Annotated in this window: 16 protein-coding genes and 1 pseudogene; 2 read left to right on the top strand and 15 right to left on the bottom strand. The window is 47.3% G+C overall.

Translation table 11 applies throughout. The features are described from left to right. Positions 1-7: 7 nt before the first annotated feature. The 13 genes from H9L42_RS12435 to H9L42_RS12495 all read right to left on the bottom strand — a co-directional run bounded on the left by H9L42_RS12435 (position 8) and on the right by H9L42_RS12495 (position 11,971). Positions 8-1,285, bottom strand: coding sequence for a Zn-dependent hydrolase (locus tag H9L42_RS12435; RefSeq protein ID WP_187303727.1), 1,278 nt, complete (start codon positions 1,283-1,285; stop codon positions 8-10). A 127-nt stretch (positions 1,286-1,412) separates the two neighbouring features. Then, entirely contained in the window at positions 1,413-2,519 is a 1,107-nt protein-coding gene (locus tag H9L42_RS12440; protein WP_187303728.1) for a nitronate monooxygenase, read from the bottom strand. Position 2,520: 1 nt separating this feature from the next. Further along, complete coding sequence (locus tag H9L42_RS12445) at positions 2,521-3,540, bottom strand: LacI family DNA-binding transcriptional regulator (protein WP_187303729.1); 1,020 nt, start codon at positions 3,538-3,540, stop codon at positions 2,521-2,523. Between the two features lie 122 nt (positions 3,541-3,662). Beyond that, a complete protein-coding gene (locus H9L42_RS12450) occupies positions 3,663-4,550 on the bottom strand; it encodes an NAD(P)/FAD-dependent oxidoreductase (protein WP_187303730.1) in 888 nt (295 codons plus the stop codon). 178 nt (positions 4,551-4,728) lie between these two features. Then, positions 4,729-5,103, bottom strand: a complete 375-nt coding sequence (locus H9L42_RS12455) for a PepSY domain-containing protein (RefSeq protein WP_207734976.1) — start codon at positions 5,101-5,103, stop codon at positions 4,729-4,731. Between the two features lie 193 nt (positions 5,104-5,296). Next, on the bottom strand, positions 5,297-5,785 hold the full coding sequence (locus H9L42_RS12460) for a peptidylprolyl isomerase (protein WP_187303731.1): 489 nt from the start codon (positions 5,783-5,785) through the stop codon (positions 5,297-5,299). 17 nt (positions 5,786-5,802) lie between these two features. Continuing rightward, positions 5,803-6,258 carry an NUDIX domain-containing protein gene (locus H9L42_RS12465; protein ID WP_187303732.1) on the bottom strand — a complete coding sequence of 152 codons (456 nt, stop codon included), beginning with the start codon at positions 6,256-6,258 and terminating at the stop codon, positions 5,803-5,805. Next, entirely contained in the window at positions 6,249-6,818 is a 570-nt protein-coding gene (locus tag H9L42_RS12470; protein ID WP_187303733.1) for a chromate transporter, read from the bottom strand. Before H9L42_RS12470 ends, H9L42_RS12465 begins: the two co-directional genes overlap by 10 nt. Further along, on the bottom strand, positions 6,815-7,390 hold the full coding sequence (locus tag H9L42_RS12475) for a chromate transporter (protein ID WP_187303734.1): 576 nt from the start codon (positions 7,388-7,390) through the stop codon (positions 6,815-6,817). The genes H9L42_RS12470 and H9L42_RS12475 overlap by 4 nt, the downstream gene beginning before the upstream one ends. A 27-nt stretch (positions 7,391-7,417) precedes the next feature. Beyond that, a complete protein-coding gene (locus H9L42_RS12480) occupies positions 7,418-9,145 on the bottom strand; it encodes a proline--tRNA ligase (protein ID WP_187303735.1) in 1,728 nt (575 codons plus the stop codon). Between the two features lie 25 nt (positions 9,146-9,170). Further along, a complete protein-coding gene (gene ispD / locus H9L42_RS12485; RefSeq protein ID WP_187303736.1) occupies positions 9,171-10,316 on the bottom strand; it encodes a 2-C-methyl-D-erythritol 4-phosphate cytidylyltransferase in 1,146 nt (381 codons plus the stop codon). A 5-nt stretch (positions 10,317-10,321) separates the two neighbouring features. Then, on the bottom strand, positions 10,322-11,425 hold the full coding sequence (locus tag H9L42_RS12490; RefSeq protein ID WP_187303737.1) for a PIN/TRAM domain-containing protein: 1,104 nt from the start codon (positions 11,423-11,425) through the stop codon (positions 10,322-10,324). A gap of 72 nt (positions 11,426-11,497) precedes the next feature. Continuing rightward, complete coding sequence (locus tag H9L42_RS12495; RefSeq protein ID WP_187303738.1) at positions 11,498-11,971, bottom strand: CarD family transcriptional regulator; 474 nt, start codon at positions 11,969-11,971, stop codon at positions 11,498-11,500. Positions 11,972-12,205: 234 nt separating this feature from the next. Between H9L42_RS12495 and H9L42_RS12500 the strand changes: the two genes are divergently transcribed. Beyond that, positions 12,206-12,877, top strand: coding sequence for a response regulator transcription factor (locus tag H9L42_RS12500; protein WP_187303739.1), 672 nt, complete (start codon positions 12,206-12,208; stop codon positions 12,875-12,877). Further along, entirely contained in the window at positions 12,867-14,285 is a 1,419-nt protein-coding gene (locus H9L42_RS12505) for a HAMP domain-containing sensor histidine kinase (RefSeq protein WP_187303740.1), read from the top strand. Before H9L42_RS12500 ends, H9L42_RS12505 begins: the two co-directional genes overlap by 11 nt. A 56-nt stretch (positions 14,286-14,341) precedes the next feature. On the opposite strand, the gene mobB is transcribed toward H9L42_RS12505, so the two are convergent. Beyond that, on the bottom strand, positions 14,342-14,986 hold the full coding sequence (mobB, locus tag H9L42_RS12510; RefSeq protein ID WP_187303741.1) for a molybdopterin-guanine dinucleotide biosynthesis protein B: 645 nt from the start codon (positions 14,984-14,986) through the stop codon (positions 14,342-14,344). A gap of 14 nt (positions 14,987-15,000) precedes the next feature. Further along, positions 15,001-15,615: pseudogene (locus H9L42_RS12515) on the bottom strand (ATP-binding cassette domain-containing protein); the annotation flags it as partial. Positions 15,616-15,653 lie beyond the last annotated feature (38 nt).

A 15,653-nucleotide genomic window follows, 5' to 3' on the forward strand; every position in this document is an offset into this window, starting at 1 on the left:
TAACAATTTACTTATAGAATTCATCCGCCTTCAGAACCGCGTTCAGCATAACGCTGGCGCCTTCGGTGCAGTGTTCCGGAGAAGAATATTCCGGTTCGCAATGGGAAAGTCCATCTTTGGACTGTACAAAAATCATAGTCGTCGGGAGCATGTAGGAAACAAACTGGGCGTCATGACCTGCTCCGGAGTTAATCTTCTGATTGGAAATTCCCAGCTCATCCACTGCTTCCTGTACGAAGCCCACCAGGTTTTTATCCCAGTAGACTGTATCTCTCTTCCATTGCTCCGCGATTTCGCATTTGCATCCTGCCCAGGTCTTTTCCGGAAGTGTCTTCAGAATATTCATTACCGCTTCCAGAACCTTCGGATCTTCGTGCCGTACATCCAGAGAGAAATCCACATAATCCGGAATAACCGTATGTACACACGGATGAATGGAAACTTCGCCGGTCGTATAAACCAACTCCGGACGTCCTAATTTATCGATCTCGTCATGCAGATAGCATAAGGCCTGTGCCGCCGCGTACAAAGCGTCATGCCGCTTGTTCATAGGGAATGTCCCCGCATGGGCCGCGAATCCATAAAATTTCACACGATAATTGAACATGCCCAGTACGCATTGCACCACTCCAATATCCTTACCGTTATCTTCCAAAATCGGCCCCTGCTCGATATGGGTTTCAAAATTAGCAACATAACGGTCCGGACTCAGTCTGTACTCGCGTTCTCCCTTATAGGAACTTACCGCCAGAGCCTCACCAAATGTAGGCGCGCTTCCTTCATGGGCCTCCATCGCCTTCGAAGCCATCATGTCGTCATACTTGAAATTTTTTCCGATCTCCGGAGGTAGATAATCGTTGCATACAATACCGGAAACCATCATTGCCGGAGGATAAAGGGAACCTTCTTCATTGGTCCAGATCATGGCCGTAAGCGGGTGTTTGTGAGGGATCTTGTCTTCTACAATTGTTTCCAGAACTTCCATGGCGCTCATAACACCTAGTATGCCGTCGTAGTTTCCGCCATTTTTAACGGAATCACAATGAGAGCCCATTACGATTCTCTTCGCGTCCGGATCCGATCCCGGGATAGTAGCATAGATGTTGGCAACATCATCCACTTCGATTTCCGCGCCAATGGCTTTCATCCGCTTTACAAATTCGTCCCTGGCCATATGTGCTTCCGGTGACAATGAATATCTGGTAATGCCCCCGTGTCCCGCGTCGCCGAATTTACTGAACGTTTTAATTTTATCCGTCATTCTTTCCAAACTACACGTATACATCTTTTTGTCCTCCTTCAATTATCTATTTCAAAATATTTGTCACCATATCACCGCACTCGTCAATTGTAACTGGTTACATTTAATAATATATCATATTTTCAGAAAATTGCAAGAGTTTTTCGTCTTTTTACCAGTCGAGCGTTAGCTTTTTTGCCGGGCAGATACAGGTACAAAGGCCGCATCCGGTACATGCTTCTTTGTTCACTTCGATCTTTTCATCCCTTTTTACAATTGCGTGGTACATACACGCTTCGATGCACTTGCTGCAGTCCACAGTGCATGGAGCGCCGCTGGAAGTGCTGGTAGCCGGCTCGATCTTCATTTCATCAAACGACTTTAAATTTTTTAACGCTTCCCCCCGGATTTGAGAAATCGAATCGATTTTTTTCGCTTCCATCCAACGCTCCAATTCTTCGGTAGCTTTGGTAAGAATTGCCGGTCCGTGAATCATGATCGCAGTTCCCATCTGGACTGCCGACGCGCCCAACATCAGATATTCAATTACATTCCGATAATCCTCAATGCCCCCGATTCCACAAATGGGTATATCAACAGTCTGCGCAATCGCAGCTACAGAAGCCAGCCCCAGAGGTCGAATCGGCGCCCCGGAATAACCTCCATATGTCGCCAGAGAAGGGAGTCCTGTTTCAATATCCACACCCAGAATACAGCGTATTGTATTGATTGCGCTTACACCACTTCCGCCTGCCTGTTTAACCGCCCTGGCAATAGCCGTGATATTTGTTGTATTCTGAGAAAGCTTTACGAGCACCGGAATTTTTACATTCGAGACGACTTCTTTTGTAATATTATAGATGACTTCCGCATCAGAGGCCATCACTTCCAAGGCTTCCCACATGGGATTGGAAACACTGATTTCAACCGCATCCGCTCCGAATTTTTCCAGTTTCGCCGCAAGGTAAGCTAGCTCTGAAGGCGTATGGGCGGAGACATTTGCGATTACAATGCCGTCCGCGCTTTTGGCAATTTCCATCTCCCGCTCCCAACCTTCAATTTGAATATCACTGTAGAGCCTTATATTCTGCGCGCCCCTTCCATCATAAGCAATCCTGGGCCGCACATCCAGCAGCGTATCACTTACTACGCTCTCTGTCACAACCGCGCCGGCTCCCGCTCGCAGCAGGTTCCGAATGCTTTCACCATCCCTGCTCCACGGCCCTGCCGCCGCCATAATCGGATTTTTCATTTTCAAATCTAAAAAGTCCACTTTCATATTAAAACATTTCTCCAATTCTCTCTTTATGTCCGCTGGATTTTCTGATTTTTAGCTTTGGCTGCAAAAGGATCGCCCCCGGATACGGACTGTTTTCCTCTTCAATCCGATCAAAGAGAAGCCTGGCGCCATAGACTCCCATCTTATGCAGAGGAATCTCGACAGTTGTCAGTTTCGGCTCTACCAAATTTGACATTCGTACATTATCAAATCCAATGATCGCCACATCTTCCGGTATTTTCAGGTTTTTATCTTTCAGCGCGTCCATAGCTCCGAATGCTAAGTAATCGCTGCTGGTAAAAATCGCCTTTGGTGGTTGAGCCAGCTCCATCAGCTTTTTGGCCCCCAGATAGCCTCCTTCAATTGTATTTTCTACTCTTTTCAAGAAATCCTCTGAAAGAGAAAGTCCCGCGTCCCGAATTGCCTGCTTGTAACCTTCTACTTTTTGCTCGTTCTCCACCTGCGGAGTTTCCCCATACAAAAAAGCGATTTTCCGGTAGCCATTTCCCAAAAGATGATTTACCGCTTTCATCGCGGCTTGCCGATAATCAACACTGACGACATGAAAATTATCATTGTCCCTATAGGCTCCAATAAGAACAATCGGAATCCCCTGTTCCTGAACCTGCTCAAAATCTCTCTTTCCCAGGCTGGAACTGATGAAAATAATGCCATCCACCCTTCGTTTCATCAACCACTGCAGATAGCGTCTCTCTTTTTCCCTGTCATTTTCCACATTGCACATCAAAGCAATACACTCTTTTTGATGCGCAACATCATCTACCCCTTTGGCAATTTCCATATGCACACTATTCAAAATATGTGGTATCATCAGGCCGATAGTTCCCGTTTTATTAAAATTCAATCCTCGAGCGAACCAGTTGGGTGTGTACTCTGCCTCTCTCATAATTCGCTCAATCTTTTCTCTCGTCTTTGGCGCTACATGTTCCGGATGGTTTAGAACTCTGGAAACAGTGGCTACTGAGACACCTGCCCGTTCCGCAATATGTCTGATATTCATATCATCCTCTTCTCTTTATATGAGATTTAATAAATTTTCAGAATATTATTATAATGATTATCTCACGTTATGCCGCTGTTTTCAACTGAAAAATAAATTTTTCTCTGTTTTTTTGATACCAGTTACATTTTTAGAATATCATCCGCCGCTCCAAGAGCCGCTACCGCTCCGTCCGCCGCAGCGGTCACAATCTGCCGTACCTGTTTCGTCCGCAGATCTCCCGCGATAAATACGCCTCTCACATTGGTTCTGCAATCTTCTCCTGCCACTACGTATCCTTCCCCTGTCATCTCAAGAGGTTCTCCCAGAAAGGTGCTGTCCGCCTCATAGCCGATAGCTACAAAAACCGCGCTGGTCTTAAGATATTTCCCGTTATCCAACAGTACTTCCTCTACCATCTGATCACCAAGGATCTCTTTAATATTTACGCCATACAGAACCGTAATATTTTCTTTTTTGTCAATACTTTCTTTTAGCTTCTCTTCCCCCTTCAGACGGTCACCACGGCAGAGGATCGTGATATGATGGCAGTATCCGGACATATAGAGAGCATCTTCCATGGCGGTATTCCCGCCTCCCGCGATTACCACATTTTTTCCGGTGAAAAAACGTCCGTCACAGATGGCGCAATAAGATACCCCCCTCCCCGTCAGGCGTTCCTCTCCCCGGCATCCAAGCGTCCTCCGTTTGAGTCCCGCGGCAATAATAATCGCCTTGGCCTGATAGGTGTTGCTTCCTGTAACTACGGTCTTTGTCTCCAGATCCAAGCGCTTCACCTCTTCAAGGGTTACACTTCCGCCAAGGCCAACCAGCTGATCGTACATTTTCTGCGCGAAATCCGGTCCTGTCACGGTCGCCACCGCCGGATAATTTTCAATCTCCGCGGACAGAATCGTCTGGCCTCCCCAGGCGCTTTTGTCCAGAATCAAGGTATCAAGCCCTGCCCGTATCGCGTAGATCCCCGCGGAGAGTCCCGCCGGACCCGCTCCAATAATAATGACATCATACATTTCTGTTACCTCCTCTTCCTGTTTCCTTTATTATACCCTCTGGCGGCGCTGAGAACCATATCCCTGGGAGTTTTCTTTAAAACCCGGAGCGATACATGGCAAGCATCCGCTCCCATATGAAAGAAAAACTGCCGCGCCTGTTTCCTGCGCGACAGTTCTCCCCGATTTTACGTCTGCACTAATCATCATAGATGGAATCTTCTTCCCAGTTTACGACATCACCGGATACGGCGTCAATTTCAAAGTCGTATTCTTTGTCGTTATAACGGATTTCACCTTCGTATACCTGGCGGCCATCATCTGTTTCCAGGTGGAATTTCGTAAGATCGGATTCCTTCGCGCCGGATACGCGATCCAGCGCGATCTGCTTCGCTTTCGCGTCTCCGATTACGTTCTGCTGGGCGGCAGCAGTCGTTTGCGCCGAAGCGGTCGTCTGCGCCGCTGTGGACGCGGTTGTCGACTGCTGTGCCGTATCATCATCTCCGGAGGAACATCCTGCTCCTACCGCCATCACCATAGCTGCCATAAAAAAGATTATAAGTTTTTTTCTCATCTTGATTCTCCTCTCTTTCCCTGATTGTTTTCTCTATCATATTGTCTCCAGATGAAAAAAAGATTAAAGCTTTTTACTTTATTTTGCTCTGATTATTTTTTTCCGCAGTGTCAATCAGAAATTTTAAAAATCAGCGTTTGCCACAAAAAGAAGGCGGTACCGTCGTCTGACCATACCGCTTTACGAAAAATTCTTAATCCTCCACTTCTTCGATTGTCACTGTTTTCATAATCTGCGGCTCCACCGGCTTGTCATTGAATCCGGTGGTCACGCCTACGATTTTATCCGCGGCTTCCATACCTTCCGTAATCTTCCCGAAAGCCGCGTATTCTCCGTCCAGATGCGGAGCAGCCGCGACCATAATAAAGAACTGAGAGCCCGCGGAATTGGGGTCCATCGCTCTGGCCATAGAAAGCACGCCTCTGGTATGCTTCAGATTGTTGTTGAATCCATTGGACAAAAACTCTCCTTTAATCGTATATCCCGGGCCTCCCATGCCGGTTCCGTCGGGGCAGCCGCCCTGAATCATAAATCCGGGGATTACTCTGTGAAAGGTAAGTCCGTTATAAAACCCTTCTTCCACCAGCTTTACAAAATTTTCAACCGTTTCCGGAGCCACCTCCGGATACAGTTCCCCTTTCATCACATCGCCGTTTTCCATTTCAATTTTTACAAGTTTCATAGTTCCTTCTCCTCTGCTTATGTTCTGATTTTAAACGCATTATATCCATGATAGTCCTCTTCCAGAAATCTCCACAGTTCATCCTTGAGATATTCCGGATAAAGCACTTCCAAATGGCACATTTCCTCTTTGGACATAAACCGAACTTCCCGTAGAACCTGATCGTCCTTTGAAAATTCCGGATCCGTTCCCAATTCCAGCTTTCCGCCTTCTATTTCCGCCAGGAAGAAGTTCACAAACCTCTGGCCTCTCTCTTCTGAGACTTCTTCTACATGCCAGATCAGCTTTCCGATCTTTACGTCAAGACCCGTTTCCTCCCGAACTTCCCTTACGCCGGCTTGGCTGGAGGTTTCCCCATCTTCAATTCCTCCGCCCGGAACCATCCAGATATCTCTGCCTTCATGATGCTGCCGCACCATCAGAACCCGGTTCCGTTCGTCCAGTATAATAACTCGTACGCCTCCTACCCACATAAGAACGCTCCTACTACAGCCATCAAAATCGTAATTTTAATGGGGCTGATTTTAAACTTCCCCGCTAACACGAGGGTCACTGCAAAAATAACACACGGTATCACATTGATATATCCTGTCGGGTCCGTCAGCAGCTTCATGGAAAAAAGCTTTCCGTCTACCAGTACGGTTTCCGCTACAAAGATCGCGGCCGCTCCGATCAGACCGACTGTAACCGGGCGAATCCCCAGAAAAGCTCCTTCCAGCCCCTTGCTTTCTTTGAACTTTTCCATGAATTTCATTACAATCAGGATCAGAACGAAAGAAGGCAGGCAGACGCCCAGCGTCGCTACTCCCGCTCCCAGTACGCCTGAGTAATTGAACCCTACATAAGTTGCTGCGTTGACAGCAATGGGTCCCGGCGTCACCTGGGACAGCGCCACCAGATCGGAAAACTCCTCAGCGGACATAAACCCGAAATCCTGCACGCTCTGAAAAATCAGAGGCAACATGGCGAGGCCACCGCCGAAGCTGAATAACCCAATCCGAAAAAACATGCTGAACAGATAAAGGTACATCATTTCTCCGCACCCCGTTTCCCGCGAATCATCAGCAGTACGATTCCTGCCACGGCACCCCCGAGGATCGCCCAGAGAGCCGTTACCTCAAAAACAGCAATCGCGAAAAAAGCCAGTATCGCCAACACCCACTGAAAGGGGCCTTTTAGGATCTGTTTCCCCAGCTTGCAGGCAGATACAATCACCAGACCGCAGACCGCCGCTTTGATGCCGGTAAAAGCGCCGTTGATATAGGAATTATGCCCGATTGTACCCAACAGAGTCACCACAGCGATAATAATCAGAAAAGACGGCATCACAACTCCGATGGTCGCGGCCAGAGAGCCTGTGAGTCCATGCTGCCGTTTCCCGATATAGGTCGCGCTGTTAATGGCGATTACACCCGGCATCGCCTGGCTGACCGCCAGGCAGTCGATCATATCTTCTTCTTCCATCCATTTCTTATCTTCAACCGCCACCTTCTGAATCAGCGGCAGCATGGCCATTCCGCCGCCAATGGTAAACAGTCCGATTTTAAAAAATTCCCAAAAGAGGCTTATATGCTCTTTTGCCGCCTTTTTCCTACTCCCCTCCATTACTTTCCTCTTCTATCTGTCTGTTTTTTATTTTTCGCTGTTGATCAGACGGATTGCCCGCGCGATTCCTTCATCCACGGACAGTTCCTCTTTTTCCGCGTCTCTTCTCAGCTTATATTCGATTTTGCCTTCCGGCGCTCCTCTTCCCACTGTAAGCCGAACCGGAATTCCCAGGAGATCCGCGTCCTTGAATTTCACGCCAGGCCGCTCTTTCCGATCATCCAGCAGCACTTCAACACCCGCGTCCATCAGTTCTTTATAGATGCGCTCGGCCGTCTGCGCCTGCACTTCGTCCTCCGGCTTCATCACTGTAATGATCGCGTGATACGGCGCCACGGAAACCGGCCAGATGATACCGTTTTCATCGTGGTGCTGTTCCACTATCGCCGCCAGGGTTCTCGTCACGCCGATTCCGTAGCAGCCCATTACAATCAGCTGATCCTTCTGGTTCTCATCCTTGTAGATCGCTCCCATGGATTCGCTGTATTTGGTTCCCAGTTTGAAGACCTGTCCGACTTCAATTCCCCGGGCATGCTTGACCGGAGCTCCGCAGACCGGACATGGATCGCCTTCTTTCAAGGTCTTAATATCCGTTACAATATCCGCTTTATAATCTCTGCCGTAATTAACGTTTTTCATATGGTAATCGACCTTGCACGCTCCCGCGCACAGATTTTTCAGTCCCGGCAGTTCACTGTCAGCCACGATGGTGCAGTCATGCAGGCCTACCGGTCCGGTAAATCCGCCTACACAGCCGGTAGCGGCCCCCATCTTTTCTTCGTCCGCGAATTCGATGGAATGTTCCGGAATGCCGAGAGCATTGACAAGCTTTGTCATGTTCAGTTCCCGATCTCCTCTGACAAATGCCGCCACATATCCGTTTTCTTTTCCTTCTTCGTCATAGGTAACAAAGAGCAGTGCTTTCATCGTCTTTGTCTGCGGGATTCCAAGAAAGTCCGCTACCTCTTCGATGGTCTTCGTGCCCGGAGTATGTACTTCTTCCCTCGGAAGTTCCGCTTCCTCCGTCGCCGGAGCGTCCACGCAAGCCGCCCGTTCCACCGTCGCCGCCATATCACACGCTTCGCAATAGGCGATTTCGCTTTCCCCGACTTCCGAAAGGGCGGTGAACTCATGGGAGTTGCTGCCTCCGATGGCTCCGGTATCCGCTTCCACCGGGCGGAAGGTCAGTCCACAGCGTGTGAAAATACGCTCGTAAGTATCGTACATTTCCTGATAACTTTTATCCAGCCCTTCCTGATCCCGATCAAAGGAGTAAGCGTCCTTCATAATGAACTCCCTGCTCCGCATCAGTCCGAAACGCGGACGCGCCTCGTCTCTGTACTTGGTCTGGATCTGATACAGGTTTACAGGAAGCTGCCGATAGGAAGAAACATCACTGCGGATAATATCCGTAAAAATTTCTTCATGGGTCGGTCCCAGACAAAAGTCCCTTCCATTCCGATCTTTCAGTCTCCACAGTTCCGGTCCATAGGCAAACCAACGCCCGGACTCCTGCCACAGTTCCGCGGGCTGTACCGCGGACATGTGAATTTCCTGTCCTCCCGCCCGATCCATTTCTTCTCTTATGATCTCCTCGATCTTTCTGACAGAACGCCACCCAAGAGGCATAAAACCATATACCCCGGATACCAGTTTTCTTATCATTCCTGTGCGAAGCAGAAGAATATGGCTTGGAATCTCCGCTTCGTTCGGCACCTCTCTCAAGGTTCTTAAATGCATTTTGGATAGTCTCATCTTCTCACTTTTGTCTCCTTTTTCTTTATCGATAGAGCAGGCATACCGCCTGCGCCGCTATTCCCTCTTCTCTCCCGACAAACCCCAGCCGTTCGGTTGTCGTGCCCTTGATATTAATCCGGCACGTCTCCAGATCCAGCGTTTTCGACAGATTATCCGTCATATCGCCTATAAGCGATTTTATTTTTGGCCGCTGAGCCATCAGCGTGATATCCACATTTCCAACCCGCCAGCCATTTTTATCCAGCAGCCCTTTTACTCTGCGCAGCAGTTCCATGCTGGAAATCCCACGATACTGCGGATCCGTGTCCGGAAAGTGCCTCCCGATATCGCCCAGCGCCGCCGCGCCCAGAAGGGCGTCCATCAGCGCGTGAACCAGAACATCCGCGTCGGAATGTCCAAGGAGGCCTTTTTCAAAGGGGATTTTCACTCCCCCCAGAACAAGCGGCAGTCCTTCTTTCAGCTGATGCACATCAAATCCGGTTCCCACTCTGCTTTCCATCGGCATGTCCTCTCTCGTCGTAATTTTAATATTATCATATGTCCCTCGGACCAAAGCCACACTCTGTCCAATCCGTTCCGCCAGGGTAGCGTCATCGGTGCCATAGTAGCCATCCGCAAAAGCCTGTTCATAGGCTTTTCTGAGGATTTCTTTTTGAAACCCCTGAGGCGTCTGGACAGCGTACAGACGCTGCCTCGGAAGGTTCGCACTTTCCCCGTCTTTTTCCTGCCGGATACTGTCTTTCACCGGAACACAAGCGACAGCCGCCCCTTTTTCTTCCGCAGCCTCAAGCACCGCGTTGATGGTTTCCTGCCGCACAAAAGGACGAGCTCCATCATGAACCAGAACGTATTCAATCTCAGGACAGAGGCGATCAATTTCCACGATTGCCCGATATACCGAATCCTGCCGTTCTTCTCCGCCTTCAATAACCGCCTGAATTTTATCCAGTCCGTATCTATCTTTCATTTCCAGGCAAGCCTGTATGTAGTCCCCATTTGTAACAACAACGATCCAGTCGATCTCTTTATTGTCACAAAAAGCCCGAACGCTTTTCAGCAGGATGGGCTCTCCTCCGATTTTCAGATATTGTTTTGGAATACTGCTGCCCATCCGTTTTCCAGTACCGGCAGCAGCGATAATTACCGCTGTTTTTTTCTTATTATTCATTTTCTCTATTTTGTATGAGGTTTTGCGAAAATCATCCGTCCCGCAGCTGTCTGCAATACACTGGTAACCAGAACCCTGATATTCTTTCCGATATACCGTCTGCCTTCTTCAACAACAATCATGGTTCCATCATCCAGATACGCCACCGCCTGATTATGCTCTTTTCCCTCCTTAACAAGAAACAGAGACATTTCTTCTCCCGGAAGCACCACCGGTTTCAGCGTATTGGCAAGTTCATTGATATTCAAAACTTCCACACCCTGAATACCTGCCACTTTGTTCAAATTGAAATCGTTGGTCACAACTTTCCCGTTCATGATCTGCGCCAGTTTCAAAAGCTTTACATCAACTTCGGGAATTTCATCCAGAGCTTTTTCCGCCTCCGTGTTATAAATTTCAATTCCGTATTCGCTTTGGATCTTATTCAGAATATCCAGCCCCCGCCTGCCTCGGTTTCTTTTCAAGGAATCCGAGGAATCCGCGATATGGCGCAGTTCCACCAGAACAAATTCGGGGATCACGATTGTTCCTTCAATAAATCCCGTCTTCATAATATCCGCGATTCTTCCGTCGATAATGACGCTCGTATCAAAAATTTTCGGCGAAGCATCATGCTTGCCCTTATTTCTGCCACCGGAAGACGTTCCTCTTTTAGAGTTAAGCCACGCGGATCGGATATCCGGGCCTTTTTTCGTGGCAATCACAACTCCTAAGAACCCCAATACGAGATAGGTCACAACATTGAGAATAAACGCGAGGATATTGGGAATTCCCATATAAATCCTGCTGATCAGATACGCGACAATCAGTCCCGCAATCAAACCGACAGTCCCCATGACAATATCATTCGTTGATAGCTTCTGCAAATCCGTCTCAATATTGTCCGCAACCTTACTCCCTTGTTTTCCAAGCGTAGGCGTCAACCTGAAAAAGATTAATCCAAAAATAATTACGCAAAGAATCGCTATAAAAACTTCCTGTGTGCTTGATAGATTCAGCCGCTGCTCGTAACCGGAAACAGACAATAGAAATCTCGCCAATAAAAATACACCATAGCCGACTATGGCGCCTACAATGGTCAGAACAACCCTCATTAATTTTCTCAGCATCTCTTCACCTCCCTTCCCCTTTATAAATATTGCGGCATACGGCCCGCCGGCCTTATTAACGGAGCTAAAGGATTAAACAGCTTCGTCAATAAGAATGTCGGCACTGGCTGCGTCCATATCCCCTGCCAGGACAATTTCGCTCAGCAGTATCTGCCTCGCGTTCGTCAGCATTTTTTTCTCGCCGGCAGACAATTTTTTATGTCTTTCAGTGCGAGTCAAATTTCGGACGACCTCAGCCACTTCCACCAGATCTCCGGTTTTAAGCTTTTCCATGTTTTCCCGGTACCTTCGATTCCAGTTGTCCGGCATCTTGGAAGATGCCGCATGCAACACGGCCAGAATATGTTCAATTTCCTCCGCAGAGATAATATTCCGCACGCCGATGGCATCACTGGTATCTACCGGAATCATAATCTTCATATCGCCGCAAGGCACTTTTAGGACATAGTACTTTCTCAGCTCGCCAAGAATTTCTTTTTCTTCGATCTTCTCTACGATGCCTGCGCCATGCATTGGATACACGATTTTATCACCTATGGCATACATACTATTTACCTCCAGTCTATACCTAATATAAGTATAATTCACTCGTTATGACTGTGTCAAGTAAATAAATCGTTAATTTTATCATACTGATTTTTGACTGTCAACTAAAAAATTAATCAAAAATTTAGAAGTTCTTAAGATAATTATGGTATAATAACAGAAAATTATCATATATCAAACACACAGTCTTTGTATTCTAATAGAAAAATGAAGATTTAGAGAGGGGAAAGTTTTATGCCGAAAATATTAGTGGTTGATGACGAACAAAAAATACGTGAGGTAATCCGTGAATATTCGGAGTTCAATGGCTTTGAGGTAACAGAAGCTGCCGATGGAATGACCGCGGTAGGGCTCTGCAAACTAAACGACTATGATTTAATTATCATGGATATTATGATGCCAAAGCTGGACGGATTCAGCGCCTGTAAAGAAATCAAAAAAATCAAGGATATCCCGATTATCATGCTTTCCGCAAGGAGTGAAGAATATGACAAGCTTTTTGGATTTGAACTGGGAATCGATGATTATGTGGTAAAGCCTTTTAGCCCGAAAGAACTGATGGCTCGTGTCAACGCGGTACTTGCCAGACGTCAGGGGGGCGCGCAAAACCAGCCTCAGGTTCTGGAGTTCGGTGGGTTGAGCATTAACATGGCCGCGAGAAGTGTCACAGTCGATGGGGAAAAGGTAGAACTCACTCCCAAGGAATACGATCTGCTCTTTTATCTTGTTGAAAATCGCAATATCGCTTTATCCCGAGACAAACTTCTTTCTGATATCTGGGGGTATGATTTCTTCGGCGATGACCGTACCATCGATACTCATATCAAAAATCTAAGGAACAGTCTTGGAAAATATCGAGATTACATTGTAACGCTAAGAGGAATAGGGTATAAATTTGAAGCTTAATTTCAACACGCACAGTATCAAGTTTAAAGTATGTCTGTACTTTATTATATTTGCGGTGCTTCTTCTGGTAATCCTGTGGAGTCTTCAGGTACTCTTCCTGAACACTTTCTATCAGACAATGAAAGAAGCCAAAACTGAAAAAGTTGCCAAAAGCATTGAATTGGCTTATGAAAGGAACGATCTTGCTGAATTTTCCCGACAGGTTGCCGAAATTGCGGAGTCCAGCGATATGTATATCTATATTTCCTATGCGGAAGGACTTCCCTTTATGCTGTATGGTCTTGATAATTCCAATCACGATTACACGGATGAGATACTTCGTGTAAAGCAGGAAATGGAGGAAAAAAACCTGAAATCCGTTTCCCTTATGATCGATGATCCAAGTCGCCCCCGCCGAATTCTGGCCTGCGGAAACATTCTCCGTTCCGAGGATAAGCCGGAACTGATTTCTTATATTTTTTCTCCGCTATGGCCGGTAACATCAACGCTGGAAATTCTCACGACTCAGCTGATCTATGTTACCTTTATTTCGTTGGCGCTGGCCCTGTGTCTGGCGATCTATCTGTCCACCAGGATCACAACGCCGATTCGCGACATTACGAGATCGGCCGGAAAGCTGGCGGAAGGGGAATACGGTATCGTTTTCAAGGGTGGGCATTACTCGGAACTGAACAACTTGGCCGATACGCTGACAAAAGCATCCATTGAACTGGAAAAATCTACAATGCTGCAAAAAGATCTGATCGCCAATGTTTCCCACGATCTTCGTACCCCTCTGACCATGGTGAAATCCTACGCGGAAATGATTCGGGATCTATCCGGAGATAATCCCAAAAAGAGAAACGCGCACCTGCAGGTAATCATCGATGAGGCTGATCGTTTAAATCTGTTGGTAAGCGACATGCTGACTCTTTCCCGAATGCAATCGGGCGCTATTGTCATTGAGAAAAAAATATTTGATATCAAAGAAGTCGCAGAAGGAATCATTCTCTCGTTCAAGCTTTTGAAAGAAAAGGATGGGTATCAGATCAATTTGGACTGCCCTTCCCCGGTTATGGTGGAAGCAGATCCAGAGAGAATGAAACAGGTCTTCTCGAACCTGATCAACAACGCGCTGAAGTTCTGCGGGGAAGATAAAGTTGTCAATGTCATTATCAGAAAAAAAGGACGTCACGTTCTCTGCCAGGTACAGGATCATGGTGTTGGAATTCCTGAGGACGAGCTTCCTCATATCTGGGAGCGATACTATAAGGCCAGTTCCAATATGGTCCGCTCTACAACCGGCTCAGGACTCGGATTATCCATTGTAAAAGAGATTCTGTCTTTACACAATGCAAATTACGGAGTGGACAGCACTCTTGGAAAAGGTACTACATTCTGGTTTGAATTAGATATTTCCTTTAAATAAAGACAACGAAAAAGAACAGCCGAATTTTGCCTGGCTGTTCTTTTTCTCAAAGCAAATTATCCTCTCACGCAAATTCGGATTTCTTTTCCCTCCTCGTATCCATCCAGGGCTTTCACGGCTCCAACTACGACATTTTTCAACGTATCTTTAACGAATGGAACCATGGGAATCTCCACTCCATCAATGGTGAGTACTACATCTGCCTCTTCCTGCTTTTCCTTTGTAACTTTCTCTACTAGATCAGCCAACTTTTCCACCTCCTTAAAACAATGAATAACCGGAAGGCCTTTATACGTCTTCCTTTCCTCCGCAATCAGACCGGAAATCGCGACAACGCTCTCCGACATTTTGGGGTCCAGGTCTTCTTCTGTTTTTCCTGTAAGAATCACCGGACAATCCGCACCGCTGTCTCCTTCAAGAATTACAAAGTCCTCTTTGTAATATTTTAAAAGAGCGTCAATCTCCATTCTGCGGGAAAAGAGGAGATCCGTTTCGCGTTCTCCCAGAGCAGCCACTCGAACGGCCCCTGCTTGCGCATGTTTATAGGTATCTGTTCCAGGCTGATCCATGGCAAATCCCTGATAATGGATATCCTTTACCGTTCCTACGCTGTAGCCCCTCCGTCTTAGCTCTTTTACAAGACTGGTGACCGTTGTCGTTTTTCCGGTCTTTGAGAAACCTTTTACCATTACGATTCTCAAGTTTCTTTTCCTCCTTAAATCAGCAGTTCTCCTTCAATAAATCTACGTGTCACGGGGTTTTGAGGCATCCGCAGCATTTGCTGAGCATCTCCCTCTTCCACAAGAAGTCCGTCCTTTAAAAACAGACATCGCTCGCAGACTCTGCGGGCCTGCGCCAGATTATGGGTGATCAGAACGATCGTTGTGCCGGAGACTTCATTGATTTTAGTCAGCATCTGCTCGATTTCCGCAGTCGTCGCCGGGTCGATGTTAGCGGTCGGTTCATCCAGGAGCAGAAGATCCGGATAAAAAGACAAGGCCCGCGCCAGCGCTACCTTCTGTGTCTCTCCGCCTGACAGCTTCCATGCCTTTTTCTTCCGTAAGTCCAGCAGATTCAGTTCTTCGCAGAGCTGCAGAACCCGCGCCTCGATCCGCTCCCTGTCCCACCCTCGCAGCTTCAGAGGGTAAGCAATGTTATTTTCCACTGTAGAGGACAGCAGATAGGGTTTTTGAAAGACCTGCGTCATATCCCTCCATGGGATTTCTTCTTTTCCATCATAGAAAATCCGGCCTGCGGAAGGCTCTTCCAGACCCGCGATGAGATTCAGCAAGGTGCTTTTTCCCGCGCCGTTGGGACCGATGATTGCCGTCCGTTTGTGACCCTGAATTTCCACCTGTTCTAAATCCA

This window comes from Zhenpiania hominis (assembly GCF_014333425.1).
Taxonomy (GTDB): Bacteria; Bacillota; Clostridia; order Peptostreptococcales; family Anaerovoracaceae; genus Hominibacterium; species Hominibacterium hominis.

Excerpts from the sequence above, each read along its gene's own strand:
- H9L42_RS12435 (WP_187303727.1), bottom strand. The coding sequence starts at position 1,285 with ATGTATACGTGTAGTTTGGAAAGAATGACGGATAAAATTAAAACGTTC.
- H9L42_RS12440 (WP_187303728.1), bottom strand. The coding sequence starts at position 2,519 with ATGAAAGTGGACTTTTTAGATTTGAAAATGAAAAATCCGATTATGGCG.
- H9L42_RS12445 (WP_187303729.1), bottom strand. The coding sequence starts at position 3,540 with ATGAATATCAGACATATTGCGGAACGGGCAGGTGTCTCAGTAGCCACT.
- H9L42_RS12450 (WP_187303730.1), bottom strand. The coding sequence starts at position 4,550 with ATGTATGATGTCATTATTATTGGAGCGGGTCCGGCGGGACTCTCCGCG.
- H9L42_RS12455 (WP_207734976.1), bottom strand. The coding sequence starts at position 5,103 with ATGAGAAAAAAACTTATAATCTTTTTTATGGCAGCTATGGTGATGGCG.
- H9L42_RS12460 (WP_187303731.1), bottom strand. The coding sequence starts at position 5,785 with ATGAAACTTGTAAAAATTGAAATGGAAAACGGCGATGTGATGAAAGGG.
- H9L42_RS12465 (WP_187303732.1), bottom strand. The coding sequence starts at position 6,258 with ATGTGGGTAGGAGGCGTACGAGTTATTATACTGGACGAACGGAACCGG.
- H9L42_RS12470 (WP_187303733.1), bottom strand. The coding sequence starts at position 6,818 with ATGATGTACCTTTATCTGTTCAGCATGTTTTTTCGGATTGGGTTATTC.
- H9L42_RS12475 (WP_187303734.1), bottom strand. The coding sequence starts at position 7,390 with ATGGAGGGGAGTAGGAAAAAGGCGGCAAAAGAGCATATAAGCCTCTTT.
- H9L42_RS12480 (WP_187303735.1), bottom strand. The coding sequence starts at position 9,145 with ATGAGACTATCCAAAATGCATTTAAGAACCTTGAGAGAGGTGCCGAAC.
- ispD (WP_187303736.1), bottom strand. The coding sequence starts at position 10,316 with ATGAATAATAAGAAAAAAACAGCGGTAATTATCGCTGCTGCCGGTACT.
- H9L42_RS12490 (WP_187303737.1), bottom strand. The coding sequence starts at position 11,425 with ATGCTGAGAAAATTAATGAGGGTTGTTCTGACCATTGTAGGCGCCATA.
- H9L42_RS12495 (WP_187303738.1), bottom strand. The coding sequence starts at position 11,971 with ATGTATGCCATAGGTGATAAAATCGTGTATCCAATGCATGGCGCAGGC.
- H9L42_RS12500 (WP_187303739.1), top strand. The coding sequence starts at position 12,206 with ATGCCGAAAATATTAGTGGTTGATGACGAACAAAAAATACGTGAGGTA.